At 71.9% G+C, this 26284-nt stretch carries 22 protein-coding genes; 12 read left to right on the forward strand and 10 right to left on the reverse strand.

Annotation, left to right across the window (positions count from 1 at the left end):
• The first annotated feature begins 4 nt into the window (after nucleotides 1-4).
• Nucleotides 5-1021: an aldo/keto reductase gene (locus tag ACGH2B_RS20060; RefSeq protein ID WP_399091428.1), complete on the forward strand. Its 1017-nt coding sequence runs from the start codon at nucleotides 5-7 to the stop codon at nucleotides 1019-1021.
• Nucleotides 1022-1099: 78 nt separating this feature from the next.
• Here the strand turns inward: ACGH2B_RS20060 and ACGH2B_RS20065 are convergent, their stop codons facing one another.
• The 6 genes from ACGH2B_RS20065 to ACGH2B_RS20090 all read right to left on the reverse strand — a co-directional run bounded on the left by ACGH2B_RS20065 (nucleotide 1100) and on the right by ACGH2B_RS20090 (nucleotide 7869).
• A complete protein-coding gene (locus tag ACGH2B_RS20065) occupies nucleotides 1100-2263 on the reverse strand; it encodes an alpha/beta hydrolase (protein ID WP_399091431.1) in 1164 nt (387 codons plus the stop codon).
• Nucleotides 2264-2571: 308 nt separating this feature from the next.
• Nucleotides 2572-3252 carry a response regulator gene (locus tag ACGH2B_RS20070; RefSeq protein ID WP_399091434.1) on the reverse strand — a complete coding sequence of 227 codons (681 nt, stop codon included), beginning with the start codon at nucleotides 3250-3252 and terminating at the stop codon, nucleotides 2572-2574.
• Nucleotides 3249-4604 (reverse strand): sensor histidine kinase, encoded by a 1356-nt coding sequence (locus tag ACGH2B_RS20075; protein WP_399091437.1) that lies wholly within the window; start codon nucleotides 4602-4604, stop codon nucleotides 3249-3251. The genes ACGH2B_RS20070 and ACGH2B_RS20075 overlap by 4 nt, the downstream gene beginning before the upstream one ends.
• Before the next feature lie 164 nt (nucleotides 4605-4768).
• Entirely contained in the window at nucleotides 4769-5647 is an 879-nt protein-coding gene (locus ACGH2B_RS20080; protein ID WP_399091440.1) for a DUF4429 domain-containing protein, read from the reverse strand.
• Between the two features lie 91 nt (nucleotides 5648-5738).
• Nucleotides 5739-6962, reverse strand: a complete 1224-nt coding sequence (locus ACGH2B_RS20085; protein ID WP_399091443.1) for an alpha/beta hydrolase — start codon at nucleotides 6960-6962, stop codon at nucleotides 5739-5741.
• A 247-nt stretch (nucleotides 6963-7209) separates the two neighbouring features.
• Nucleotides 7210-7869, reverse strand: a complete 660-nt coding sequence (locus ACGH2B_RS20090) for a TetR family transcriptional regulator (protein WP_399091446.1) — start codon at nucleotides 7867-7869, stop codon at nucleotides 7210-7212.
• 116 nt (nucleotides 7870-7985) lie between these two features.
• Between ACGH2B_RS20090 and ACGH2B_RS20095 the strand changes: the two genes are divergently transcribed.
• Entirely contained in the window at nucleotides 7986-9587 is a 1602-nt protein-coding gene (locus tag ACGH2B_RS20095) for an MFS transporter (protein WP_399091449.1), read from the forward strand.
• A gap of 534 nt (nucleotides 9588-10121) precedes the next feature.
• Nucleotides 10122-10526, forward strand: coding sequence for a peptidase inhibitor family I36 protein (locus ACGH2B_RS20100; protein ID WP_399091452.1), 405 nt, complete (start codon nucleotides 10122-10124; stop codon nucleotides 10524-10526).
• A gap of 81 nt (nucleotides 10527-10607) precedes the next feature.
• Here the strand turns inward: ACGH2B_RS20100 and aceE are convergent, their stop codons facing one another.
• Nucleotides 10608-13340 carry a pyruvate dehydrogenase (acetyl-transferring), homodimeric type gene (gene aceE / locus ACGH2B_RS20105; protein WP_399091455.1) on the reverse strand — a complete coding sequence of 911 codons (2733 nt, stop codon included), beginning with the start codon at nucleotides 13338-13340 and terminating at the stop codon, nucleotides 10608-10610.
• A gap of 530 nt (nucleotides 13341-13870) precedes the next feature.
• Between aceE and ACGH2B_RS20110 the strand changes: the two genes are divergently transcribed.
• The 6 genes from ACGH2B_RS20110 (at nucleotide 13871) to ACGH2B_RS20135 (ending at nucleotide 18392) form a co-directional block, all read left to right on the forward strand.
• A complete protein-coding gene (locus ACGH2B_RS20110) occupies nucleotides 13871-14302 on the forward strand; it encodes a DUF3052 domain-containing protein (protein ID WP_399091458.1) in 432 nt (143 codons plus the stop codon).
• A gap of 146 nt (nucleotides 14303-14448) precedes the next feature.
• Nucleotides 14449-14907, forward strand: coding sequence for a peroxiredoxin (locus tag ACGH2B_RS20115; RefSeq protein ID WP_399091461.1), 459 nt, complete (start codon nucleotides 14449-14451; stop codon nucleotides 14905-14907).
• Nucleotides 14908-15067: 160 nt separating this feature from the next.
• Nucleotides 15068-15643 (forward strand): TerD family protein, encoded by a 576-nt coding sequence (locus tag ACGH2B_RS20120; protein WP_399091464.1) that lies wholly within the window; start codon nucleotides 15068-15070, stop codon nucleotides 15641-15643.
• Nucleotides 15644-15806: 163 nt separating this feature from the next.
• A complete protein-coding gene (locus ACGH2B_RS20125; protein WP_399091467.1) occupies nucleotides 15807-16382 on the forward strand; it encodes a TerD family protein in 576 nt (191 codons plus the stop codon).
• A 52-nt stretch (nucleotides 16383-16434) separates the two neighbouring features.
• Complete coding sequence (locus tag ACGH2B_RS20130; RefSeq protein ID WP_399091470.1) at nucleotides 16435-17559, forward strand: DUF475 domain-containing protein; 1125 nt, start codon at nucleotides 16435-16437, stop codon at nucleotides 17557-17559.
• 95 nt (nucleotides 17560-17654) lie between these two features.
• Nucleotides 17655-18392, forward strand: a complete 738-nt coding sequence (locus ACGH2B_RS20135; protein WP_399091472.1) for a Tellurium resistance — start codon at nucleotides 17655-17657, stop codon at nucleotides 18390-18392.
• Nucleotides 18393-18591: 199 nt separating this feature from the next.
• Here ACGH2B_RS20135 and ACGH2B_RS20140 read toward each other — a convergent pair whose 3' ends face one another.
• Nucleotides 18592-19680 (reverse strand): TerD family protein, encoded by a 1089-nt coding sequence (locus ACGH2B_RS20140; protein WP_399091475.1) that lies wholly within the window; start codon nucleotides 19678-19680, stop codon nucleotides 18592-18594.
• Between the two features lie 196 nt (nucleotides 19681-19876).
• On the opposite strand from ACGH2B_RS20140, the gene ACGH2B_RS20145 reads away from it, so the two are divergent.
• From ACGH2B_RS20145 to ACGH2B_RS20155, 3 genes are all read left to right on the forward strand, one after another.
• Entirely contained in the window at nucleotides 19877-21049 is a 1173-nt protein-coding gene (locus ACGH2B_RS20145; protein ID WP_399091478.1) for an HpcH/HpaI aldolase/citrate lyase family protein, read from the forward strand.
• Between the two features lie 77 nt (nucleotides 21050-21126).
• Nucleotides 21127-23664 carry a phosphoribosyltransferase gene (locus ACGH2B_RS20150; protein ID WP_399091481.1) on the forward strand — a complete coding sequence of 846 codons (2538 nt, stop codon included), beginning with the start codon at nucleotides 21127-21129 and terminating at the stop codon, nucleotides 23662-23664.
• Nucleotides 23664-24500 carry an HAD family hydrolase gene (locus ACGH2B_RS20155; RefSeq protein ID WP_399091484.1) on the forward strand — a complete coding sequence of 279 codons (837 nt, stop codon included), beginning with the start codon at nucleotides 23664-23666 and terminating at the stop codon, nucleotides 24498-24500. Before ACGH2B_RS20150 ends, ACGH2B_RS20155 begins: the two co-directional genes overlap by 1 nt.
• Before the next feature lie 275 nt (nucleotides 24501-24775).
• On the opposite strand, the gene ACGH2B_RS20160 is transcribed toward ACGH2B_RS20155, so the two are convergent.
• Both ACGH2B_RS20160 and ACGH2B_RS20165 read right to left on the reverse strand, forming a co-directional pair.
• On the reverse strand, nucleotides 24776-24985 hold the full coding sequence (locus ACGH2B_RS20160) for a zinc ribbon domain-containing protein (protein WP_399091487.1): 210 nt from the start codon (nucleotides 24983-24985) through the stop codon (nucleotides 24776-24778).
• Between the two features lie 415 nt (nucleotides 24986-25400).
• Complete coding sequence (locus tag ACGH2B_RS20165) at nucleotides 25401-26060, reverse strand: DUF4383 domain-containing protein (RefSeq protein ID WP_399091490.1); 660 nt, start codon at nucleotides 26058-26060, stop codon at nucleotides 25401-25403.
• Nucleotides 26061-26284: the final 224 nt, after the last annotated feature.

Genomic DNA, 26284 nt, shown 5'->3' on the forward strand with positions numbered 1-26284 from the left:
CGCCATGGGTGACGAAAAGATCGACACCGTGGAACTGGGCACCGGCGGTCCCCGCGTCGGTGTGCAGGGCCTGGGCTGCATGGGCATGAGCTTCGCCTACGGCCCGACCGACGCCGACGAGGCGAGGGCGACCCTGGAACGTGCCCTGGAACGGGGCGTGACCCTCTACGACACCGCCGACTTCTACGGCAACGGCGAGAACGAGAAGTTCCTCGCGCCCTTCCTCCGCGCCCACCGCGACGAGGTCGTGCTGGCCACCAAGTTCGCGCTCTCCTTGGACCCCGCCGATCCGCACAAGCGCGTCATCCGCAACGACCGCCCCTACATCCGGCAGGCCGTCGAAGGCAGTCTGCGGCGCCTCGGCGTGGACACGATCGACCTCTACTACATGCACCGTCGCGATCCCTCCGTCCCGATCGAGGAAACGGTCGGCGCGATGGCCGAGTTGGTCGCCGAGGGCAAGGTCAAGCACCTGGGGCTCAGCGAGGTGACCACCACCGAACTCCGCGCAGCCCAGGCCGTGCACCCGATAGCCGCCGTCCAGTCCGAGTGGTCGCTCTTCAGCCGTGACGTGGAGGACGGCGTGGTCGCTGCCGCCGCCGAGCTGGGCGTGGGCTTCGTCCCGTACTCGCCGCTCGGCCGGGGGTTTTTGACCGGCTCCTTCACCAGCGCGGAGAAGGAACTGGGCCAGGATGACTTCCGCCGCCAGCAGCCGCGCTTCACCGGTGACAACGCCGCGGTCAACGCCGCACTGCTGGAGCCCGTCCGTGCCCTCGCCGCCGCCCACGGGGCGACGCCCGGACAGATCGCGCTGGCCTGGGTCCAGCAGCGGGCCGAGGTCCACGGCCTGACCGTGGTGCCGATCCCCGGCACCCGCAGGCGCACCCGCGTCGAGGAGAACACCGCCGCCACGCGCATCCGGCTCACGGGAGAAGAGCTGGCGCTCCTGGAGCCGATCGCGGGGAAGGTCGCGGGCGACCGGTACACGGACATGACCTTCACCTCTGCCGGACGGGAGTGACGGACGGGAACGGGGAGACGCGGGGACCTGGACCGGTGAGGCGGGGCGGGTGCCCGGCCTCCCCGGTCAGGGGCCGCTTCAGGTGACGGCCGTGTAGCGGCCGAGTGTGATGGCGGCGAAGTTGCGCAGGGAGTCGGTGCCCGGGGCGAGGTAGCCGGTGTGGCCCTCGGCCCGTATCGCGGAGACCCGCCGCGCTCCGAACGCCGGATCGGTGGGGTCCTCGCCATGGCCCAGCCCCAGCACATCGACGTGGGGCACGTCACCTATCCAGTCCGTGGCGTCCCGTGCGGCCCACACCCGGGCGTAGGCGTCCACCGCCGCGGCCGAGGGACGGCGCATACCGGGGGAGCCGAAGACGATCAGATCTCTCGCGGTGTGGCCCAGGGCCGGACCGGCGAGACCGCAGACGACCGAGCCGTAGCTGTGACAGAGCAGCGTCGGCGAGGGGGCGCCGACCGCGGCGAGGCCGGACAGGAAGCGCACCAGCCGGGGCACGCCGGCCTCGGCGAGCCGCCCGGTCGCGGCGTCCGGCCCCAGACCTACCGGGGTGGTGTACCCCGTCCAGGCGATCACGGCCGTCCGGACCCCGGGAGCGTCGGCGGCCATCCGGGCGCGCAGCGACGTCGCCATCCCCGTCGGTGTGCCGTACGGATCACGGGCCCGGTCGAAGGTGGTCAGATCGATGTCGGAGCCGGGCACGACGACGGCGGTGCGCACCGCCTCCGCCAAGTCGCCGTGCACCTCCGCGATCTGACCGCGGCCGCGCGGATCGAAGGCGAGGATCTGCCGGCCGGGCGCGAGCAGTTCGGTATAGCGGTCGGCCGCCCGGCGCGCCGCCCGGTGGTCCTCAAGAGTGCCGCCCGGGGCGGTCGACAGCGCCTGCTGACGGCCCCGCTCGGCCCTCAGCGCGAGGGAGTTGGCCTGGTACCTCAGAGCTATGGGGGCGCCGTCGAGATTGCCGACGGTCAAAGGGTGCCGCACGGCGAGGATGTGCCGCTGGGCCGCGGTGAGCCGGTCGAAGAAGCGCGCCACGCCGTCCGGGGAGGCCGTCGCCGGATCCGGCAGCGGGACCCCCGCGGAGTGGTCCGCGCGCCAGGCGGCGACGCCCGGCGCGGGCCCGGTCACGGCGGTCTCGGCGGAGCCCGCGGCCCAGCCGCCCGTGCCCCCGGCGACGAGTACGACGAGCGCGGTGGCGGCCAGCGCGCGTCGGCCTCGTCGGGTGGTGGCTCGTAGCAGCGACATGGTGTCTCCTTCGTGGGGTGGTGCGACGAAGGAAACGTAGAAAAGTGCAAGGCGGGACGGCGTCAACCCTCGGAGCCAACTCCCGGGTGATACCGCAGTAGGGGGTCGGGCTCCGGGTCACCCTCGGGTATCACAAGATCTCCCCACACAGGGGGAGCGGCGGGCGCCGCCCTGCTCGTCGGTGACGCCGCGGCTCACCTCGGCCGGCCGCGTGGCCGGGGCGACCGATCACGTGCCGGTGCTTCAGGAACCGGGCCGCGCAAGGCAGTACGGCGCACCGTCCGGTCGGTGCGCGCACCCCGGGCGCCTCAGCGTGCGCCCGGCGTGACCAGCCCCGACTCGTACGCGAAGATGACCGCCTGGGCGCGGTCCCGCAGCCCCAACTTGGCCAGTACGCGCCCGATATGGGTCTTCACGGTCTGCTCGGCGAGGATCAGCGTGTCCGCGATCTCCTGGTTGGAGAGACCGCGGGCGATCAGCTTGAGCACCTCTGTCTCCCGCGGGGTGAGGCCGTTGAGCTGCAGCGCGGTGCTCTCCTTGCGGGGCGCCGGGCCCTGGCGTGCGAAATCCGCGATCAGCCGGCGGGTCACGGACGGAGCGAGCAGGGCCTCGCCCGCGGCGACGATCCGGACCGCCGAGATCAGATCGGCGGGCGGGGCGTCCTTGAGGAGGAAACCCGAGGCACCGGCGCGCAGCGCCTCGTAGACGTAGTCGTCGACGTCGAAGGTGGTCAGCATCAGCACCTTCGGGCGGTGGGTGACGCCCTGCGGCGGGGCGAGCAACTGCCGGGCCGCCTCCAGGCCGTCCATCTCCGGCATCCGCACATCCATCAGCACCACGTCCGGATGCACCCGGCGGCTCAGCTCGACGCCCTGGACGCCGTCCGGTGCGTCGCCCACCACGTCGATGTCGCTCTGCGCGGCGAGCAGCGCGGCGAAGCCCGCCCGCACCATGGCCTGGTCATCGACGATGATCACCCGTGTGGTCATGAGGAGTTGGCGTCCTTGTCGGTCGGAAGCGGTCGCGGCAGTGGGAGCCGGGCGGTGACCAGGAAGCCGCCGTCCGGCAGGGGCCCGGTCGTCAGCGAACCCTCCACCAGCCGCACCCGCTCCCGCATCCCCACCAGGCCGTGCCCGGTGCCGGAGGTCTCCCAGGCGGCGGACGGGATCGGCGGCGGGCCGTTGAAGATCTGCACCGTCAGCGTGGTGCCGTCGGGGGAAGGCACCACCGCCACCAGGGTCCGGGCGCCGGGAGCGTGCCGCACCACGTTGGCCAGGGCTTCCTGCACGATGCGGTAGGCCGAGAGGGCCACCGCCGGCTCCGGTGCCACCGGCCCGTCGGCCATCTCCAGGCCGACTGGCACACCGGCCCGTATGGTGGCCTCGACCAGCCGGGGAATCTCGTCCAGACCGGGCTGCGGCGCCTTCTCCGGACCGGTGTCCCGCTCCGCCTCCGCACTGCGCAACACCCCCAGCAGCCGCCGCATCTCCGCCAGCGACTCCCGGGCCGTCGTCGCGATGGCGGCGAACTCCTCCCGCGCCTGCGGAGGTATGCCCTCCATGCGGTACGGCGCGCTGTCGGCCTGGACGGTGATCACCGACATGTGATGGGCGACCACGTCGTGCAGTTCGCGCGCGATCCGGGCCCGCTCCTCCAGGAGGGTGCGGCGGGAGCGTTCCGCCTCGCTGATGGTCTCCTGCTCCCGCAACTTCCGCCGGGCGTCGCCGCGTTCCCGCAGGATGACGCCGACCAGCAGCACCATGCCGGACAGGACGAAGAGCAGCATCCAGGTGTTGTCGTTGCCGCGGGGTGTCAGCGGCTCCAGCAGGATGCCCACCACACCCGTCGCCGCCCAGACCGAGCCCAGGGTGCGGCGGCTCTCCCGCTGGGACAGCACCACCATCAGCGCCAGATAGCCCATGATCGCCGCCGGCGGCCAGGGCCAGGGCTGGGTCTGCGGGGAGGCGGCGAGCAGCACCGCGCAGAGCACGTCGGCGCTGAAGATCACCCACCATGCCGCCAGCGGCCGGACCACCGCGATCAGCAACGGCAGTGTCTGCGCCACTCCCAGAAGGCCGGCCGGGGCGGCGGGCATGCCGTAGTTCTCCCCCAGGTTATGCACGCCGACCGGCATCAGCACCGTGGTGAGGAGAGCGGCGAAGGCGTACGGGAGGCGGCGGACCCAGACCTTCCGGGCCGAGCCGAGCAGCGGTGTGCCGGGCCGTTCGCCCAGCCCGGCGAACGCGGTCAGGCTCCGGCGGACCACGTGCAGGGGGCGCTCCCGGGCCGGTGCGCGCGCCGCGCCGGTGCCGGTCGAGGAGGGGGAAAGGTCTCGGATCATCGCGCAGTCAATGTAAGCGGCCGCCGATGACCCGAACGTCATACCGGAGTGCGGAGCCGACCCCCTACCACGGTATGACCCAAGGTCACCGCCGTTCGCCCGGCGGGCCGCCACCGAAGGCCCGCACGGAATACCGCGTACGGCCACGGGCGGATGCGCGGCGGCTACAACTCGGCGAGAAGTTCGGCTTTCTTCGCGCTGAACTCGCCGTCCGTCAGCAGCCCGGCGCCGTGCAGTTCGCCGAGCTGACGGATCCGGTCGGCGATGTCGGCCGGATTCCGTCCGGTGTCCCCGGCCCGGCGCACCGGCGCGCACGCCGCCGGGTCCTGCCCGGACTGTGCCGTCCGCACCGCGGCCAGCACCGCCGCGGCGAACGGCAGCGACTCGTGGACGGGCCCGTAACCGAGCCCGAAGACCACGGCCGCGGGATCCTGGTCGGCTTCCCCGGGCGAGGTGTCCGCAGCGCTGCGCTCCAGGAGCCGCAGATGGCCGGTGACCAGCTCCGGCGAGCGCCACTCCACGCCGCTCAACTCGTCGACGCCGAAGCTCTGGTCGCCGCGCTTCCACTTCGCGGACGACGCGCCCGTCCAGAACCAGCGGAACGTCACCGCGCTCCCGTCGAACGACGCCTTGCCGTCGTACGCCTTGAAATGCAGCGGACCCTCGGGCGGCGCGACCAGATGGCGGTCGGCGCGCTCCCCGGCGTCCGGGCCCAACCGGCCGCGCAGCACCTCCGCGTACCGCGCCGCCGGGGCCTCGTCCTCGGCGGGCAGCACCAGACGGTACGGATCGGCCTCCTCCTTGAGCTGTCCGTCGGCCGCCTCCATCAGGGGGTCGGCGCCCGGCCGCGGTACGGCGTGCAGGACGACGGTGCCGCGTCTGCCCTCGGACAGCTCGACGGCGCTCAGCGCCTCGTACGGAATGCGCCGCTCGCCGAGCGCCTGGAACAGCTTCGGCCTGCGGATCCCCCGTTCGAAGCGGATGAGTACGGAGTCCGTTCCGAACTCCCAGACGGCGTGAAAACCGGCCAGCACATCACCCATGCGGCTCATCGTATGCGGCGGTTGCCCGCCCGTCCCCCTTATGAACACCTTGTACCGTCTGAGGCCGTCTGCTCCCGGCCGCCGCGGCGGATCAGACGAGCCCGGCGTCACAGCCGGAGTCGTCGGCCGCGCAGCGCACGTCCGTGAGCGCGCCCACGCCGACCTTCGCGAAGTTGCGCAGGCTCTCCGTGCCGGGCGTGAAGTACCCGGCGTGGCCCTCGGCACCGTCGGCCGACAGCAGCCGGCTGCCGAACGCCGGGTCGACCGGGTCGGGGCCGTGCCCCAGCCCGCCGACCTCCAGATACGGCACGTCCTGGATCCAGTCGTCGGAGTCCCGCATGGCCCAGAGCCGGGCGTGGGTGCCGAGCGCCGCCTTGTTGGCCGCGCGCATACCGGGGCTGCCGGCCACCGCGATGTCCCGCACGTTGGACGGCAGATCGCGGGCGGCCAGGCCGCACACCACCGAGCCGTAGCTGTGGCAGAAGAGCGAGACGGTGTCGGCGGCGGGCAGCGCCCGGGTCAGCTCCTGGAGGCGGACGGCGCCCGCCGCGGCGAGCTGCCCGGTGGCGGCCTCCACCCCGAGGCCCGCCGGGGCGGTGTAGTCGGCCCAGGCGATCACGGCGGTCCTGGCCCGCGGCCGGACGGCACGCTCGGCGTCGTAGAGCGCGTCCGCCATGCCCACGGGGGCGCTGGTGGCGCGGGTGGTGCGCTCGAAGTTCGTCAGGTTGGTGTCCACCCCGGGGACGATCACGGAGACCCGGCGGGCCGTGCCGAGGTCGCCGAAGACCTCCGCGGCGCGCCCGCCGCCCGCCGGATCGAAGGCCAGGATCTGGCGGCCCTTGGACATCATCGACTCGAAGCGGTGCATCAGACGGCCCGCGTCCTGACGGCCGGCGGGCGTGAGGCGGTGGTCGAGGGAGCGCCGCTCCTCGATCACGCGGGCCCGGTCGAGCGCGGTGCGGTTGGCCCGGTAGCGCAGCTCGACCGGCGCGCCGTTCATGTTGCCGACGACCAGGGGGTACCGGTCGGCGAGTTCCCGGCGCCCGGCGCGGTCCAGGGAGGCGAAGAAGGCCCTCAGCCGGGTCGGTGCCGCGTCCGGGTCGGGCAGTTGCCGGCCGTGGAACGTGGCGGTCCGCCAGCCGGCCTCCGCGGTGGCCAGCGGGTTTGCGTCCTCCTTGTGGCCTCTGATCGCGGTCCAGCCCGTGAGGGTGAGCATCACGAACACCACCGCCAGGGCGAGTGCCGCACGCCAGGCGGTGGACTGCAGGAATCCGAAGGAACCGAAGGAGGGGCCGAGCCCAGAGAAAGAAGTCACCGCGGGCCACCCTAGGAGACGCGGAAGGGCCCCCGTCCCAGGGGTGAGTCATGTCACGTTTCGCGGTGGGTAATTCGAACAAAGCGGACACCCGCGGTCGCGCGCCCCTGCTCAGAGGTGCGGCGCCGGACTCATCGGGAACCGGTGCGTCACGCCCCGCCGGTGCTGGGTGACGGTGCGTCCCGTCCGGGTGGCCCGGCGGCGCACCTCCCCGGCGCGCGGGCGGACCGTACGCGCCGGGCGCGCGTCACCCCTGCCCGCGCCAGTCGTCGTCCAGGGCGGGCCGGATGTGGTCGAGGTAGGAGTGGGTCAGCTCACGGATCGACGCCACGGTGAAGTCGTCGCCCTCGCTCCACGCCTTCCCGGCGGCGCGCATCACGCCGTTGAACGCCCCGACCAGCACCCGGGGGCGCGGATCCCGGTCCGCGTCGAGCCCCTCGCGCCGGGCGATCAGCCGGGCGATCTCCTCCTCCAGCTCGCAGGAGCGCCGCAGATGCGCGGCGATCAGCGCGGGCGTCGACTCGATCATCTGGTACGAGCGCATGTGCAGCTCCACCGGGACGATCGGCTCGATCGCGGCGCCGATGTCGTCCCAGGCGACCGCCACCGAGCTGCGCAGCGCGGTCAGCGGGGACTCGGCGGCGGGCCGGCGGCGCAGCTCCTCCAGGAACCGCGCCTCGACCATCTCCTGGACGGCGAAGACGACTTCTTCCTTGTTGCTGAAGTAGCGGAAGAAGGTGCGCTGCGAGACGTCGACGGCGGCGGCGATCTCGTCGACGGTCGTCTCCTCGTAGCCCCGGGCCGTGAACAGCTCCAGCGCGGCGCGGATGAGGGAGTCCCGGGTGCGTTGTTTCTTGCGGGCGCGCAGTCCGCACAGAGCCGCTTCGCGCGGCGTCGACGGGGCCATGCTGCGCCGCCTTTCCGATGGTGTTCTCGCTGCTCAGCATAGCTGTGAGCGAAATGACAGTTACCGACTCATGAATTATTTTGTCAACTGTCAGTGGCTGACATTAATGTCTGAGTATGAGTTCCCAGACCCCGGTTGCCCAGAGCGCGCCGGAACTTCCCGTACCGGAGCCCCGTAAGGGCTTGCGCGGCCATCCGTGGCTGACTCTCTTCTCCGTCGCGATCGGCGTCATGATGGTCGCCCTCGACGGCACGATCGTGGCCATCGCCAACCCGGCCATCAAGCAGGACCTGAACGCCTCGCTGGCCGATGTCCAGTGGATCACCAACGGCTACATGCTCGCGCTGGCCATCGCGCTGATCACCGCCGGAAAGCTCGGTGACCGCTTCGGCCACCGCCAGACGTTCCTGATAGGCATCGTCGGCTTCGCCGCCGCCTCCGGGGCCATCGGCTTCTCCAAGGAAGTCACCTTCGTCGTCATCTTCCGCGTGCTCCAGGGCCTGTTCGGCGCGCTGCTGATGCCCGCGGCGCTCGGTCTGCTGCGCGCCACCTTCCCCGCCGAGAAGCTCAACATGGCGATCGGTATCTGGGGCATGGTCATCGGCGCCTCCACCGCCGGTGGCCCGATCGTCGGCGGTCTGCTCGTCGAGCACGTCAGTTGGCAGTCGGTGTTCTTCATCAACGTCCCCGTGGGCGTGCTGGCGCTCGTCCTGGGCCTGGTGATCCTCAAGGACCACCGCGCCGAGAACGCCCCGCGGTCGTTCGACATTCCCGGCATCGCGCTGCTCTCCGGCGCGATGTTCTGCCTGATCTGGCCGCTGATCAAGGCGTCCGAGTGGGGCTGGGGTTCGATGCAGACCTGGGGCTTCCTGATCGGTTCGGTGGTGCTCTTCGCCCTCTTCGCGCTCCTGGAGACGAAGGTCCGCGAACCGCTGATCCCGCTGCGGATGTTCCGCTCCGTGCCGCTCACCGCGGGCACGGTCCTGATGGTCCTGATGGCCTTCGCCTTCATGGGCGGGCTGTTCTTCGTGACGTTCTACCTCCAGAACGTCCACGGCATGAGCCCCGTCGACAGCGGTCTGCACCTCCTGCCGCTCACCGGCATGATGATCGTCGGCTCGCCGCTGGCCGGCGCGATGATCACCAAGTTCGGCCCGCGTATCCCGCTGGTCGGCGGCATGGTCCTCACCGCCGTCGCGATGTACGGCATGTCCGGTCTGGACACCGGCACCGGCACCGGCGCGATGTCGGTCTGGTTCGCCCTGCTCGGTCTGGGTCTGGCCCCGGTCATGGTCGGCGCCACCGAGGTCATCGTCGGCAACGCCCCGCTGGAGCTGTCCGGTGTGGCGGGCGGTCTCCAGCAGGCCGCGATGCAGGTCGGCGGCAGCCTCGGTACGGCCGTCCTGGGCGCGGTCATGGCGTCCCGCGTGGAGAGCGACCTGCCGGGCAACTGGAAGGCAGCGGGCCTGCCGCCGGTCGACTCGAAGCAGTTGGCCCAGGCTTCCGACGCGGTCTCGGCCGGTTTCGCGCCGGTGCCGCCGCACACCCCGCCGGTGATCGGCCAGAAGATCGTCGCCGTCGCCCACGACACCTTCATCTCCGGCATGGGCCTCGCCTTCACCGTGGCCTGCGGCGTGGCGGTCGTCGCCGCCGTGGTCGCGCTGTTCACCAAGCGCGGTGAGAACGCGGAGGCGGGCGCGGGCGTCGGCCACATCTGAGCAACCCGCACCCCCGACGGCGCGCGGCGGCACCGGTCAACTCCGGTTCGGCCGCGCGCCGTCGCGCTGTCCGGCCCCGTGTCCGCTCCGCCGCGCGGAACCGGCGCCGCCGGGGCCGTCATCCGCGCCCCTCGCCCCGCCCCGCGCGTCAACTCCCCGCCGTACGCGCCCTTCCGTCCCGCCACCCGCGATGCCTTGCCCCGTCCGGCCCCGGCCGCCACCCCATTTCACTCCTTCAGGTGAGCCCCGCACGGGAACCCGCCGCGGCGCCGTACGCGCGGTCGGCTCGCGGACCCCTTGGTACGGCCGGGAGGAACGGTTTCCGCGCCGCCCCGCCGCCGCTGTCGAGGCGTCAACCCGACGCCACAGATGCTTGGCCCCGAGCCCTACTCTCCGTCCACATCGCCCCACCGGGTGGTGCTGCCGCCAGGGCCTTGGCAGCCGCCCCGGCCGCCGCCGAAGCTCGGCAGTGAACCCGCCGCGGGCAACCGGCCGGCGGCACACCCATCGCCGTATTCACGGGGGAGATTCCATATGCGTACGTACCGCAGCACCGCGCTCGTCACCGGCCTCGCCGCGCTGGCCGCCACACTCGTCGCGCCCGCCGTCCTCGCCGCACCGGCCGCCCACGCGGCGCCCGGCGCCAGGGGCGCCGCCTCCGGCGACTGCGCCAAGGGCCAGCTCTGCGTCTGGCCGAAGGCCGATTTCGGAGGGAAGCGGCAGACCTTCGAGCTGGCCGGCACCGACATCGACAGTTGTATCCCGCTGCCCAAGGGCACCACGGCCGCCTCGCTCGCCAACCGCACCGGCCGCCCGGTCACCACGTACCAGAGCGCCGAATGCGCCGAGACCGGCGAGTTCGACACCTACCCGGGCGGCGGTAGCTGGGTGCCCAGCTCGCCGTACGGCTTCCGCGCCGTGAAGATCTGGGAGAGCTGACCCGGCGGCGTCCGGCCCCGGAAAGGGCCGCGCCCCCGACCGGCGGACCGGTCGGGGGCGCGGCAGGCACCGTGCGGTGGCTCAGGCGTCGCCGCCCGCCTCCCCGGCGTCGGCGGCCGTGACGTCCAGCAGCTCGTAGCGGTCGATGGCCTGCTTCAGCAGCGAGCGGTCGACCTTGCCCTCCTTCGCCAGCTCGGTCAGCACACCGAGCACGATCGACTGCGCGTCGATGTGGAAGAAGCGGCGGGCGGCGCCACGGGTGTCCGCGAAGCCGAAGCCGTCGGCGCCCAGCGACTGGTACGCACCGGGCACCCAGCGCGCGATCTGGTCCGGCACCGCACGCATCCAGTCCGACACCGCGACCTTCGGGCCGGGCGCGTCCGCCAGCTTGCGGGTGATGTACGGGACCTGCTGCTCCTCCTCGGGGTGGAGCAGGTTGTGGCGCTCGACCTCGACGGCCTCGCGGCGCAGCTCGTTCCAGGAGGTCGCCGACCAGACGTCCGCCTTGACGTTCCACTCCTCGGCGAGGATCCGCTGGGCCTCCTCGGCCCACGGCACCGCGACACCCGAGGCGAGGATCTGGGCCGCGTGCTCGCCCTTCTCCCCGGCCTTGACCCGGTGCAGACCCTTGAGGATGCCCTCGACGTCCACGTCGGCGGGCTCGGCCGGGTGCTGGATCGGCTCGTTGTAGACGGTCAGGTAGTAGAAGACGTCCTCGGAGTTCTCGCCGTACATCCGGCGCAGACCGTCCTTGACGATGTGCGCGATCTCGTACCCGTACGCCGGGTCGTAGGCGACACACGCCGGGTTGGTCGAGGCCAGGAGCTGGGAGTGGCCGTCGGCGTGCTGGAGGCCCTCACCGGTCAGCGTCGTCCGGCCGGCGGTCGCACCCAGCACGAAGCCGCGCGCGAGCTGGTCGGCCATCTGCCAGAACTGGTCACCGGTCCGCTGGAAACCGAACATCGAGTAGAAGACGTAGACCGGGATCAGCGGCTCGCCGTGCGTGGCGTAGGCGGAGCCCGCGGCGATCAGCGAGGCGGTGCAGCCGGCCTCGGTGATGCCGTCGTGCAGCATCTGGCCGGTCGGCGACTCCTTGTAGGCCAGCAGCAGTTCGCGGTCGACCGACTCGTAGATCTGGCCCAGCGGGTTGTAGATCTTCGCCGACGGGAAGAACGCGTCCATGCCGAAGGTGCGGTACTCGTCGGGCGCGATCGGCACGAAGCGCTTGCCGATCTCCTTGTCCCGCATGAGGTCCTTCAGCACGCGGACGAACGCCATGGTCGTGGCGATCTTCTGCTGACCGGAGCCCTTCTTGGCACCCGCGTACGCCTTGTCGTCCGGCAGCGGCAGCGGCTTGGCGCGCACGACACGGGTCGGCACGTAGCCGCCCAGCGCCTTGCGGCGGTCGTGCATGTACTGGATCTCTTCGGAGTCACGGCCCGGGTGGTAGTACGGCGGCAGGCCGTCCTCCAGATCCTTGTCCGGGATCGGCAGCCGCAGCCGGTCGCGGAAGCCCTTGAGGTCCGCGACCGTCAGCTTCTTCATCTGGTGGGTCGCGTTGCGGCCCTCGAAGTTCGGGCCGAGCGTCCAGCCCTTGACGGTCTGCGCGAGGATCACCGTCGGCTGGCCCTTGTGCGCCTTGGCCGCCGCGTACGCCGCGTAGATCTTCTTGTGGTCGTGACCGCCGCGGCCCAGGTGCAGGATCTGGTCGTCGGTCATGTTCTCGACCATGGCGCGCAGCCGGTGGTCGCCGCCGAAGAAGTGCTCACGGATGTACGCGCCGGTCTCGGTGGCGTACGTCTGGAACTGACCGTCGGGCGTGGTGTTGAGCTTGTTGACCAGGATGCCGTCGCGGTCCTGCGCCAGCAGCGGGTCCCAGCTACGGTCCCAGACCAGCTTGATGACGTTCCAGCCGGCGCCGCGGAACTGCGACTCCAGCTCCTGCATGATCTTGCCGTTGCCGCGGACCGGGCCGTCCAGGCGCTGGAGGTTGCAGTTGACGACGAAGGTGAGGTTGTCCAGCCCCTCGCGCGCGGCGATGGAGAGCTGGCCCAGCGACTCCGGCTCGTCCATCTCGCCGTCGCCGAGGAAGGCCCAGACGTGGCTGTCGGAGGTGTCGGCGATGCCGCGCGCCTCCATGTAGCGGTTCATCCGCGCCTGGTAGATCGCGCCGAGCGGACCGAGGCCCATCGAGACGGTCGGGAACTCCCAGAAGTCCGGCATCAGCCGCGGGTGCGGGTAGCTGGACAGCCCGTCGGGAGCCTTCGACTTCTCCTGGCGGAACGCGTCGAGCTGCGCGTTGGAGAGCCGGTCGAGCAGGTAGGCGCGGGCGTACACACCGGGGGAGGCGTGGCCCTGGAAGAAGATCTGGTCGCCGCCCTTGCCGTCGTCCTTGCCCCGGAAGAAGTGGTTGAAGCCCACGTCGTACAGGGAGGCGGAGGAGGCGAACGTGGCGATGTGACCACCGACGCCGATACCGGGGCGCTGCGCCCGGGAGACCATGACGGCCGCGTTCCACCGGGTCGCGTTGAGGACCTTGCGCTCGATCTCCTCGTTGCCGGGGAAGAACGGCTCGTCCTTGGTGGCGATGGTGTTGACGTAGTCCGTGCTGCGCATCTCGGGCACGGCCACGCGCTTCTCGCGGGCACGCTCGATCAGTCGAAGCATGAGGTAGCGAGCTCGTTCCCGGCCTCGCTCATCGACGGCTGCGTCGAGCGAGTCGAGCCATTCCTGGGTCTCTTCGGGATCGAAGTCCGGGACCTGGCTGGGAAGGCCGCCAATGATGATCGGGTTTCGATCGGATCCGGAAGCCACGCTGTTCCTTTGCGTTCGGTTCATGTCGTGCCCTGCACGCGTTAGCTGCTGCGCACGCGGTCGGATGGTGTCTCTCTGTGCTGTCTTTCGGTGGTCGCGCCGCCTTCCATCGTGTACCGAGGCATCGGGATACGTCATCTCTACCGAGGGGTAACCCCAGGCGGGAAGCCGATGGAGGCGCGGGCCGCCGTGACAGGTCGGCCAAATCGCAACCATACGCCCATGTCGACAGAGGGTGACGTACTGAGGTACGGAATCCGCATGGGCGTCCGAAGGCCGGGTAGAACCCCGTGAGAGGGATCGCCGTGGCTGTCCACACCGCAAACCTGGCAGATCGTCGTGAGGTACATCACTTCGGCCTGTCCGGATGGGGTCGCAGTTGCGGCGAGACGCTGCCAATCGTCACCGTTTAGGCGGTCTCCGTGGCCGGGTACTTGCGCGATCCGTCCCGCCCGTGTGGACTACGCCCAATGCTCCGCGCACGCGCGGAGCGTTCCAGAGCATTTCCGAAACATGACAGGAGGCAATCCGTGAGCGCGACCGCGGACCACGCGGAGGAGCGGACCAACCTTGCCACCAGGCTGGGGTTCGAGCCCGGACAGGTGGTCCAGGAGATCGGCTTCGACGACGACGCCGACCACGATCTCCGCGAAGGTATTGAGGCCGTTATCGGCCAGGACCTCGTCGACGAGGACTACGACGACGTGGCGGATGCCGTCGTGCTGTGGTTCCGGGATGACGACGGCGACCTCACGGACGCGCTGGTGGATGCCATCGGCCTGATCGACGAGGGCGGCGTTGTGTGGCTCCTGACGCCCAAGACCGGGCGTGAGGGCTACATCGAGCCGAGCGACATCAACGAGGCCGCGCAGACCGCGGGTCTCTCCCAGACCAAGAGCATCAGCGCGGGCAAGGACTGGTCGGGCAGCCGGCTGGTCTCGCCGAAGGCCGGCAAGCGCTGAGCCACCGCTCCGCCAGCCGCACCCGAGCCCCCTCCGGACCCGTTCCGGAGGGGGCTCGGCGTTGTCCGGGGACGGCCTCCGGCGGGCCCGGGCGGGCGCGTAGGGTTGGGCCGATATCTGTTGAACGTGAGCGAAGGGATGCACCCATGGCGATCGAGGTCGGCGCGAAGGCTCCGGAGTTCGAGCTGAAGAATCAGCACGGCGAGCTGGTCACGCTCTCCCAGTTCCGTGGTGAGAAGGCCGTCGTTCTCCTCTTCTACCCCTTCGCCTTCACCGGCGTCTGCACGGGCGAGCTGTGCGCGCTCCGCGACGAGCTGCCCAAGTTCGTCAACGACGACGTGCAGTTGCTGGCCGTCTCCAACGACTCCCCGTTCTCGCTGCGCGTCTTCGCCGAGCAGGAGGGCCTGGAGTACCCGCTGCTGTCGGACTTCTGGCCGCACGGTGAGGCGTCGCGCGCGTACGGCGTCTTCGACGAGGAGAAGGGCTGCGCGGTGCGCGGCACCTTCGTCATCGACAAGGAGGGCGTGGTCCGCTGGTCGGTCGTCAACGGCCTGCCCGACGCCCGTGACCTGAACGAGTACGTCAAGGCGCTCGACGCCCTCTGAGCGGCCGCCCTGATGGCGCCGGTTCCCGCCGCAGCCGACATTCGCCGGTGATATCTGCGATCGGCGGGAACCGGTCACTAGGATCGATTCGTTGATCCGATGCCATGCACGATGGGGGCGCGAAAAATCTTGACGTACCCCTCGAATCTAGGGAGGACTCGTGGGAGTCAGCCTCAGCAAGGGCGGCAACGTCTCGCTGACGAAGGAAGCCCCCAATCTCACCGCCGTGCTCGTCGGCCTGGGCTGGGACGCGCGTACCACCACCGGTACCGACTTCGATCTGGACGCCAGTGCCCTGCTGACGAATGACCAGGGCAAGGTGGCCAACGACCAGAACTTCGTGTTCTTCAACAACCTGAAGAGCCCGGACGGTTCGGTCGAGCACACCGGCGACAACACCACCGGTGAGGGCGAGGGCGACGACGAGGCCATCAAGGTCAACCTCGCCGGTGTCCCCGCCGATGTCGCGAAGATCGTCTTCCCGGTGTCGATCTACGACGCCGAGACCCGCCAGCAGAGCTTCGGCCAGGTCCGCAACGCGTACATCCGCGTCGTCAACCAGGCCGACGGCAACGAGCTGGCGCGCTACGACCTCAGCGAGGACGCCTCGACCGAGACCGCCATGGTCTTCGGCGAGCTGTACCGCAACGGCGCGGAGTGGAAGTTCCGCGCCATCGGCCAGGGATACGCCTCCGGGCTGCGCGGCATCGCGCAGGACTTCGGCGTCAACGTCTGACCGCTCGCGGGTCCGCGCCTCCGTGGCGCGCGGCCCGCGACACCGCTCGACCACGTGCGGCGCCGTATGCCCCGCGAGGGGGTGCGGCGCCGCACGCGTGTAAAGGGGCCGTGGCCCACGGTGCGCCGCCGCCCGTCACGTCACCGGGGAGGAACCGAACACCATGAGCGTCACGCTCGCCAAGGGGGGCAACGTCTCCCTGTCCAAGGCCGCGCCGAATCTCACGCAGATCATGGTCGGTCTCGGCTGGGACGCCCGATCCACCACCGGCGCCCCCTTCGACCTCGACGCCAGTGCGCTGCTGTGCGCCTCGGGCCGGGTGCTGGGCGACGAGTACTTCGTCTTCTACAACAACCTCAAGAGCCCGGAGGGGTCCGTCGAGCACACCGGCGACAACCTCACCGGTGAGGGCGAGGGCGACGACGAGTCGGTCCTGGTCGACCTCACCGGCGTCCCGGCCCAGGTCGACAAGATCGTCTTTCCGGTCTCGATCCATGAGGCGGATCTGCGCGGCCAGAGCTTCGGCCAGGTCAGCAACGCTTTCATCCGGATCGTCAATCAGGCGGACGGCAGTGAACTCGCGCGGTACGACCTGAGTGAGGACGCCTCGTCCGAAACGGCGATGATCTTCGGCGAGGTTTACCGCTACAACGGCGAATGGAAGTTCAGGGCGGTGGGACAGGGGTACGCGTCGGGTCTGCGGGGCATCGCTCTAGACTTCGGGGTCAACGTTTCGTAAAGGCGCCACGCTGTTGGCGGGGGGCCCGCAGAGCTAGGGAAATGGGTAAGCAGTGCTCCTGAAAACCTTTGGCTGGTCGTTCGCCGTCACGGTGGTCGGCCTCGCCTTGGCCGGCGTGCTCTGGGGGTGGCAGGGGCTCGCGGTCGTCGGGATCCTCTCCATCCTGGAGATCTCGCTCTCGTTCGACAACGCGGTCATCAACGCGGGCATTCTCCGCAAGATGAACGCCTTCTGGCAGAAGATCTTCCTGACGGTCGGCATTCTGGTCGCGGTCTTCGGTATGCGACTGGTGTTCCCGGTCATCATCGTGGCGGTCACCGCGAAGCTCGGGCCCATCGAGGCGGTCAATCTCGCCATCAATGACAAGGCCCATTACCAGGAGCTGGTCACCGCCGCCCATCCGGCCATCGCGGCCTTCGGCGGCGTTTTCCTCCTGATGATCTTCCTCGACTTCCTTTTCGAGGACCGCGACCACAAGTGGCTCGCCTGGATCGAGAAGCCGATGGCCCGCCTCGGCAAGCTGGACACCCTCTCCGTCATCGTCGCGCTGGTCGCCCTGCTGGTCACCGCCATGACGGTCGCCACCGATGTCGCGCACGGCGGCGGTGACAAGACCGCCACGGTCCTGCTCGCCGGTGTCGGCGGCCTGATCACCTACCTCGTCGTCGGCGGTATCTCCGGGTACTTCGAGGACAAGCTGGAGGACGAGGACGAGGACGACGAGGAGGCGGCGGCGCCCGCGAAGAAGGGCAACGGCGCGGTCGTGGGCCTGGCCGGCAAGGCCGCGTTCTTCCTCTTCCTCTATCTGGAGGTCATCGACGCGTCGTTCTCCTTCGACGGCGTGATCGGCGCGTTCGCCATCACCAACGACATCTTCGAGATGGCGCTGGGTCTGGGCATCGGCGCGATGTACATCCGGTCGCTGACGGTCTTCCTGGTCCGCAAGGGCACCCTCGACGACTACGTCTACCTGGAGCACGGCGCGCACTACGCGATCGGCGCGCTCGCCGTCATCCTGCTCATCACCATCAAGTACGAGATCAGCGAGGTCATCACCGGTCTCATCGGTGTGGTGCTGATCGCGCTGTCCTTCGGCTCCTCGGTGGTGAGGAACCGCCGCGAGGCCGGGCCCGGCGACGGCAGCGAGGCGAAGGCCGAAGTATCCTCCGGCGTGTGACGCCGACCTGATTGAGGAACGCTCTCAGCGGGGCGGCCACGGGGTGCGGACCTCGGGCCGCCCCGTTGTCATCGGTCGATCTGTGGGGTGGGCAAGTGTCGTTCCTGGGGAACTTCTGGCGCGGTGGTGCGCCGGCGTTCGACAACGGCGGCGGTTCGTACGTCGTCGAGCTGACGAAGCGGAAGCCGGTGGTCTCGCTCAGCAAACAGGGCGCGGACCACGGCCATATGCGGGTCAATCTGCACTGGCAGATGCGGACCACGGATCTGGGCGACCGGAACACCCGGAGCCTGCGCACCCTGCTGCGGCACCCGAGCCGGATGTTCACGCCCGAGATGGTGCAGTCGCAGGGCCCGGCGGTCGTCAAGATCGACCTCGATCTGGCCTGCATGTACGAGCTGAAGGACGGCACCAAGGGCGTGGTCCAGCCGCTCGGCGACTTCCTCGGCGAGCTGAATGCCCCGCCGTATGTGCAGCTCAGCGGCGATGACCGGTTCGGTTCGCCGTCCGGCGAGACGCTGTACATCAACATGGACCAGAGCGACGAGATCAAGCGGCTGCTGATCTTCGTCTACATCTACGACGGCACTCCGGCCTTCGACCGTACGCACGCGGTGGTGACGCTCTACCCGACCACCGGGCCGCGGGTGCAGATCCGGCTCGACGAGCGGGCGCCGCAGGCCCGGTCCTGCGCGATCTTCACGCTGGAGAACGTCAAGGGCGAGCTGACGGTGCGCCGTGAGGTGAAGTACGTCTACGGCTTCCAGGCGGAGCTGGACCGGCTCTACGGCTGGGGGCTCCAGTGGGGCCGGGGCTACAAGTCGAAGACGTGAGCGCGGGCGCGGAGCCGGGGCGGCCGCCGTACCCGCGCCCGGCGGCTGAGCCGCGCCGTTCCGTTCGCCGTACCCGGGACCGGCCGCCGCGGCGGGGCAGCCGCTGAGTCCGGCCGCCCGCCGGGTCCGGTCCGATCGCCGTCCGCCGCGCCCCGGGGCGCGCCTTCCGCCGTGGGGGCCGTGCCGGGGCGCGGTGTTGTCAGCGTCGCTGGAACTGCGGGCCCTGGGGCGGCAGGACGAAGGACGGCTCCGGTGCGGGCGGTTGCTGCGGGTAGCCGTACGCCGGGGGCTGCTGCGGGTAGCCGTACGCGGGCTGCGGCTGGTACGGCGGCGGGGCCGGCTGCTGGTGCGGCGGGCCGGGGTAGCCGTAGGCGGGCCGGGCCGGGGGCTGGGCGGGCGGCGGCGGGACGTGCTGCGGGTAGCCGTAGCCGCCGGTCGCCGGGGAGCCCTGCGGCGGGGCGAGCGGGAAGGAGTCGGGGAGCCTGCCGGGCGCCGGGTCCGGGACGTGCTGGGTCGCGGCGTCCGGGTCGGACGCCGGGCGGCCGCCACCCGCCGCGGCGACCGGTGGGGTGGCCGCTTCCTCGGGCCACGCGGACGGTGGCGGGACCACCGGGCTGTCCTCGCCCGTCGCGGCAGGCCCGTCCGGGGCCGGCGGAGCGGCGGGGTGCGGTGCGGTGGCGGGCGGCGTCGCGGGGCGCGGGGCCGGTGCGGGTGCCGTGGGCGGTTCGGGGGAGTGGCCCTCGTCGTCCTCGTCGACGGAGATGCCGAACTCGGTGGCCAGGCCGAGGAGGCCGCTGTCGTAGCCCTGGCCGAGGGCGCGGAACTTCCAGTTGCCGGCGCGGCGGTACAGCTCGCCGCAGATCAGGGCGGTCTCGTCGCCGGTGTCGGGGGCGATGTCGAAGACCAGGAGCGGTTCGCCGTCGCCGCCGGCCGCGTCGTAGAGCAGAACCCGCAGGTCCGGGACGCGGGCGAAGGTGCCGCCGTCGGCGGAGGCGGTGAGGACGACGCGGTCGACGGAGGCGTCGAGGGTGGTGAGGTCCGCCTCCAGGCTGTCGGTCAGGCTCTCGCCGACGGGGGTCTTGGCCAGGTGGCGGACGCCGCAGTCGGGGTGCCGGGGCTGGTTGTAGAAGACGAAGTCGGCGTCGGAGCGCACGCGTCCGTCGGGCCCCACCAGCAGTGCCGAGGCGTCGACATCGGGGACGCCCGCGCCGGGGGTCCACCGCAGGACGGCCCGTACGGCCGTCGTGTCCACGGGTACGTTCGACCCCTTCAGCATGGCGTGCGTCATAGCGCAATCCTGCCTTCCCCGGGGCCGGGCGGACAACGCGGGGGGCCGGGCCCGCGGGGGCGTGTGGCGGGCGTGACGGGGTGATTTCCCGCCCGAGGGAACTTTCCGACACCCCGCGCACGTACGATTATCGGCTGGATCCAGAGGTCATGACGCAGCGGGTATGCCCGGTTCGCGCCTGTATACGGGGAGTTGTATGCGGCATTTTGGGCATCTTGGGCCCGACATCCGGAAGAAGTTGTTCCACCAGGAGCCGGCGGAGTTCACCGCCGCCTCGCCCGCCCGCACCCTCGCGACCGCGCTCGGCGCCACGCTCTACAGCCCCGCCACCCGGCCGCGCCTCGCCGACGACATCCTCAAACAGGCCGCCCGCGGCGTCGTCTCGATGGTCCTGTGCCTGGAGGACTCCATCAGCGACGCGGACGTCACGGACGGGGAGGCCAACCTCGTCCGGCAGTTCGCCCGGCTCGACGCGGCGGCCGGGGACGGCGCCGACCTCCCCCTCCTCTTCATACGCGTCCGCACCCCCGGCCAGCTCGCCGACCTCGCCCGGCGGATGGGGCCCGCGGTGCGCCGCCTCTCCGGCTTCGTCCTGCCGAAGTTCACCGCCGAGAGCGGCGCGGAGTTCCTTCAGACCCTGCGCGCCGCCGAGAGCGCCTGCGGACAGCGGCTCTTCGCGATGCCGGTCCTGGAGTCCCCGCAACTGCTGCACCTGGAGACCCGCCGCGAGACGCTGGCCGGGATCGCCGCGGCCGTCGGCGCCCACCGCGACCGCGTCCTCGCCCTGCGCCTGGGCGTCACCGACTTCTGCTCCGCCTACGGACTGCGCCGCGCGCCGGACATGACCGCGTACGACGTCCAGATCGTCGCGTCCGTCATCGCCGACGTCGTCAACGTGCTGGGGCGGGCCGACGGCAGCGGGTTCACCGTGACCGGGCCGGTGTGGGAGTACTTCCGGCTGCACGAGCGGATGTTCAAACCGCAACTGCGCCGCAGCCCGTTCCAGGGCCGCGCCGAGCAGCTTCGGACCGCGCTGATCGAGCACGACATGGACGGACTGCTGCGCGAGATCGAGCTGGACCACGCCAACGGCCTGCTGGGCAAGACCTGCATCCACCCCTCGCACGTCGCGCCGGTGCACGCCCTGTCCGTCGTCAGCCACGAGGAGTTCAGCGACGCCGCCGACATCCTGCGGCCCGAGCGCGGCGACGGCGGCGTCCTGCGCTCCGCCTACACCAACAAGATGAACGAGGTGAAGCCGCACCGCGCCTGGGCGGAGCGCACGCTGCTGCGCGCCGAGGCGTTCGGGGTGGCCCGCGAGGGCGTCGACTTCGTGGAGCTGCTCACCGCGAGCGTGCCGCGGGACTGACCCGGCGGACGCCGACGTACGACGGGCCCGGCACGGCGCCCGTATCCGCAGAGAAACCGACGGAGGAGAAGAAACGCGTGGTGTGGACGGGAGAATGGGTCGCTCGGCGGCTCGGGGTCTCGCTCAGCGGCGGGGACCAGTTGCCCGGGCTGCTGGGGCTGGCGCTGCGGCGCAACCCCAAACGGGCCCATCTGCTCGTCTCGCACGTGCTCGGCAAGCATGTGCCGCAGCGGCCCGGTGTGGTGCACGGCGTCGGGGTGGGGCTGGGCCGCCGGGTGCGCGCCCTGCTCGGTGACGAGGCGGCCGCCCGCGCGGTGGTCCTCGGCTACGCCGAGACCGCCACCGGACTCGGCCACTCCGTCGCCGACGGGCTGGGCCTCGCGCCGTATCTGCACTCCACCCGGCGGCCGGTGGCGGGCGTCGCCCCGGCCGGCGGTTTCGAGGAGGAGCACTCCCACGCCACCTCCCATCTGCTGCTGCCCGAGGACCCGGCGCTGCTCGCGGGCGACGGCCCGCTCGTCCTCGTCGACGACGAGTTCTCCACCGGCCGCACGGTCCTCAACACCATCGAGTCGCTGCACGCCCGCTTCCCCCGGCAGCGGTACGTCGTCGTCGCCCTCGTCGACATGCGCTCCGAGGGCGACCGCCGCCACCTGGAGAAGTTCGCCGCCGGGTTGGGTGCCCGCGTCGACCTCCTCGCGCTGGCCACCGGCGGCGTCCGGCTGCCCGCCGATGTGCTGCGGCGCGGCCAGGAGCTGGTCGCCGCCCACGACGTCCCGGAGCAGGCGCCGCCCGCCGCGTCGCGCAACGCCGCCGTCCGGGTCGACCTGGGATGGCCGGACGGCCTGCCGGACGGCGGCCGCCACGGCTTCACGCCCGCCCACCGCGCCCGGCTCGACGCGGCGCTGCCCGCCATGGCCGGCCGGATCCGCGACCACCTCGCCGGCGCCCGCCGCATCCTCGTCCTCGGCACCGAGGAGCTGATGTACGCGCCGCTGCGGCTGGCCCAGACCCTCGACGCGCGGCTCGCCGCACCCGGCGGCTTCGGCGCCCTGGACGCCGAGCGCGCCGCCGAGACCTGGGCCGCGGACCCCACCGGCGACGACGACGGCCCGGCGGTGTATTTCTCCACCACCACCCGCTCCCCGGTCCTCGCCGTCGACGACCCCGGCTACGCCCTCCGCACCCGCCTGACCTTCCCCGCCCACGACGACCCGGCCGACGGCCCCGGCCCGCGCCACGCCTACAACGTCGCGCCCGGCGCCGACCCGGCCCGCCGCTTCGACGCGATCGTCGCCGTCACCGACGCGCCCGGCGACACCCCCGCGCTCCACGCCCCCGGCGGTCTGCTGGACCGCCTCGGCGCCCACACCGACCGGCTGCTCCTCGCCGTCGTCCCCGCCCGCACCCCGCGCCCCGCCCCGGCGGATCCCGCACCGCACCGACAGGCCCCGACCGTGCCCCTTCCCGAACCGCTGCGCGGCCCCGCGTTCTCCTCGTACGCCCCGGAGGATGTCGGCTGGCTGCTCCAGGACCTGTCGGCGGTGACGCTGGAGGCGCCGACCGAGGAGCGGGAGGAGGCCATCCAGAGCGGCGGCGCGCACTACGCGGAGTCGCTGCCCGTCGAGTACCAGCCCTCCGAGCGCTACCAGGCGCTGTTCCACGCCGCGCTGGAGACCTCCGCCGCCCGTATCGCCCGCGCCGTCGGCGCCGTCACCGAGACCGTCCTCGCCGACCACGCGGCCCGCGGCCGGACGGCGGGCCCGCCGGTCCTGGTCTCGCTGGCCCGCGCCGGGACCCCCGTCGGCGTCCTGATGCGCCGCTGGGCACAGCACGCGCACGGCCTGGACCTGCCGCACTACGCCGTCTCGATCGTCCGGGGCCGCGGTATCGACACCACCGCGCTGCGCTGGCTCGCCGACCGCCACGACCCGGCCGACGTCGTCTTCGTCGACGGCTGGACGGGCAAGGGCGCCATCACCCGCGAACTCACCGCCGCGCTGGAAGAGTTCCCCGGCTTCGCACCGCGGATGGCGGTCCTCGCCGACCCCGGCGGCTGCGTCCCGGTCTACGGCACCCGCGACGACTTCCTCATCCCGTCCGCCTGCCTCAACTCCACCGTCTCCGGCCTGATCTCCCGCACCGTCCTCCGCGACGACCTGGTGGGCCCGGACGACTTCCACGGCGCGAAGTTCTACCGCGAACTGGCCGGCGCCGACCTCTCCGGCACCTTCCTCGAAGCGATCACCGCCCGCTTCACCGAGGTCGAGGGCGGCGTCGCCGCCGACGCCGCCCGCCTGGCCGCCGAGGACCGCCGCCCCACCTGGGAGGGGTGGGCCGCCGTCGAGCGGATCAGCGCGGAGTACGGCATCGACGACGTCAACCTCGTCAAACCCGGCGTGGGGGAGACCACCCGGGTGCTGCTGCGCCGCGTCCCGTGGAAGATCCTCGCCCGCCGCGGCGCCGGACCCGATCTCGACCACGTCCGTCTGCTCGCCGAGGAACGCGGTGTCCCCGTCGAGGAGGTCGGCGAACTCCCCTACGCCTGCGTCGGGTTGATCCACCCGCGCTTCACCCGCGGCGCGACCGGCGCCGACGGACGGACGGTGGCCTGATGACGCACACCCTCGTCGCCAGCGACCTCGACCGCACCCTGATCTACTCGGCGGCGGCCATGGACCTCACCATGCCCGACGCCGAGGCGCCCCGCCTGCTCTGCGTCGAGGTCTACGAACACCGCCCGCTGTCGTACGTGACGGAGACCGCCGCGGCGCTCCTGGCAGGACTGCCCGCCCGGGCGCTCTTCGTCCCGGCCACCACCCGCACCCGCGAGCAGTACCGCCGCATCCACCTGCCCGGCCCGCCGCCGCCCTTCGCGGTCTGCGCCAACGGCGGCCATCTGCTGGTGGACGGCGAGAGCGACCGCGACTGGCAGCGCACCGTCGCCGCCCGCCTCGCCGAGGGCAGCGCGCCGCTCGACGAGGTCCGCGCCCACCTGGTCCGCGCCGCCGACCCCGCCTGGCTGCTCCGGGAGCGGACCGCCGAGGACCTCTTCGCCTACCTCGTCGTGGAACGGGCGCTGCTGCCCGACGGCTGGATCGAGGAGCTGACCGCCTGGGCCGACGCCCGCGGCTGGTCCGTCTCGCTCCAGGGCCGCAAGGTCTACGCGGTGCCGAAGCCGCTCACCAAGAGCGCCGCGGTCACGGAGGTCCGCCGCCGCACCGGCGCCGCCGAAATCCTCGCCGCCGGTGACTCCCTCCTCGACGCCGACCTCCTCCTCGCCGCCGACCGCGCCTGGCGTCCCGCCCACGGCGAACTCGCCGCCACCGGCTTCCACGCCCCTCAGGTCACGGCCCTGCCCGAACGCGGCATCGCGGCGGGCGAAGCCATCCTGCGCGCCTTCTGCGAGGGGGTACGGGAGGGGGACGGCGTCCTGGGCGCACCGGTCTGACGGCGCGGCCCGGCGCCGACGGTTCGGGCGGGTGCGTCCGAGCAGGTCAGCGCCAGATACGGTAGGAGACGAAGACCTCCGGGCGTGGTGTGTTCCTGGACAGCTCCATCACACCGGGGGTCTTCTTCCGTACCCGGACACCGGCCACGGGGCTCGTACCGCCCCGCGCCCGCCGGGGTGCGTACCCGGCCGCCGCCTCCGGGCCCCGCGCCCGCCGGGCCCGTACCCCGGGCCCCGTGTCCGCGCCGGGCTTCGTCCCCACGGGCGCCGCGGGATCAGCCGCAGCAGCCGCCTCCGCAGCAGCCGCCCCCGCCCCCGGAAGGCGCGGGCGCCGCGGCGGATCCGGCCACGGCGACGGTGGAGAGCAGCTTCACGGTGTCCTCATGCCCCTCCGGGCAGAGGGCGGGCGCGGCGGACTCGGCCATCGGCCGGCTCAGCTCGAAGGTGGAACCACAAGGACGGCACCGGTACTCGTAACGAGGCATGGCGACAGATTAAAGGGGCGACGGATGAAAGGGCGCCCCGCCTCGGAGGGAGCCGTCACCGCTGGTGGGAGCGGTCCGAGTGGGAGCGGTCCGAACGGGTCGTTCCGCCCGGGTCGTCCCGTCCGGGCGACACTCGGCGGTCGGCGGCCGGGCCCTCAGCCTTTGCCCGCTTGCTGTGCCTTACCTGCCCCGAGTCTTGGCGCGCTTTCCCGGTCGGCGGTCGGCGGCCGGGCCCTCAGCCGTGGCCCGGCCTCCTGTACCTTGCTCGCCCCGGGTCCTGGCGCGCTTCCCGGTCGGTGGCTGTCGGCCGGTGGTCGGGCCCTCAGTCGTGGCCCGGCCTGCTGTGCCTTGCTCGCCCCGGGGCCCCCGGGCGCCGGGCCCGGCCCCCGCCCCTCGGGGCCCGGGCCCGGCGGGGTCAGGCCCCCGCCCGTCCGGTGTCCGGTCCGCCACCCTCCTGGAGCTGCTCCAGCGCCGCCTGCCGCGCGGCCGTCGGGCCGGGGGCGGGCGTCCGCCGGTGGGCCGCCTCGGGGTGGCGGGCGCGCCAGTACGGGTTGTCGTGCGGCAGACCGCCGCTGACCCGCCCGTACATGCCGAAGACCATCAGCAGCAGGCCCACCACGAAGCTGAACAGCACATTCTGGATCTTGAACGCGAGGAAGTTCGCGCCCGTCTCCAGCAGCGCCAGGTTCACGAACCCGCTGAGCAGGAACAGCACGCCCAGCACGATGTTGAGCGTCGACGCGATGTTGCCGCCGATGACCATGCCGCCGAACAGGATGACGCCCACGACGATCGACAGGACGCTCAGCGCACCGTTGGTGTTCAGCCCGGCGACCGTGTCGCCACCGGTGTCGAAGAACCCGATCTTGTCGAGCAGCCCGAGAATGCCGAACGCGACCAGGATCAGCCCCATCACGCCCGCGCCGACCCGGTAGACCTTGCTGAGCCGGTGATCGACCGGCAGATGCTCATCGAGCCGGGTGTGACGCAGTTTGCCCCCGCGGAACAGATTCGAGGGCCCGTGCAGACCGTGCGGCCCGACCCTCGTGGTCCCGGTAGCCCCAGTGGTAGCCATCTCCGGCCTCCCTCGCGCAGAACGTGCCGCCTGGGCAGTGCTGCTTCCCAGCATCCGCCAGACCACCACACCACGCCAACGGACCCCGGAGAGCGACGGAACGGCCGGGATGGGGTAAGGGGGCGGGCGTGCCCTACAGGCGTGGAACGGGTGGGGCCGGAGCGTGCCCTACGGGCGCGGAACAGGTGCGGGGCCCGATGCCGGAGCCCGGCGCCGGAGCCCGA

Origin of the sequence: Streptomyces sp. BBFR2, from assembly GCF_044497305.1 — a bacterium.
Lineage (GTDB): Bacteria > Actinomycetota > Actinomycetes > Streptomycetales > Streptomycetaceae > Streptomyces.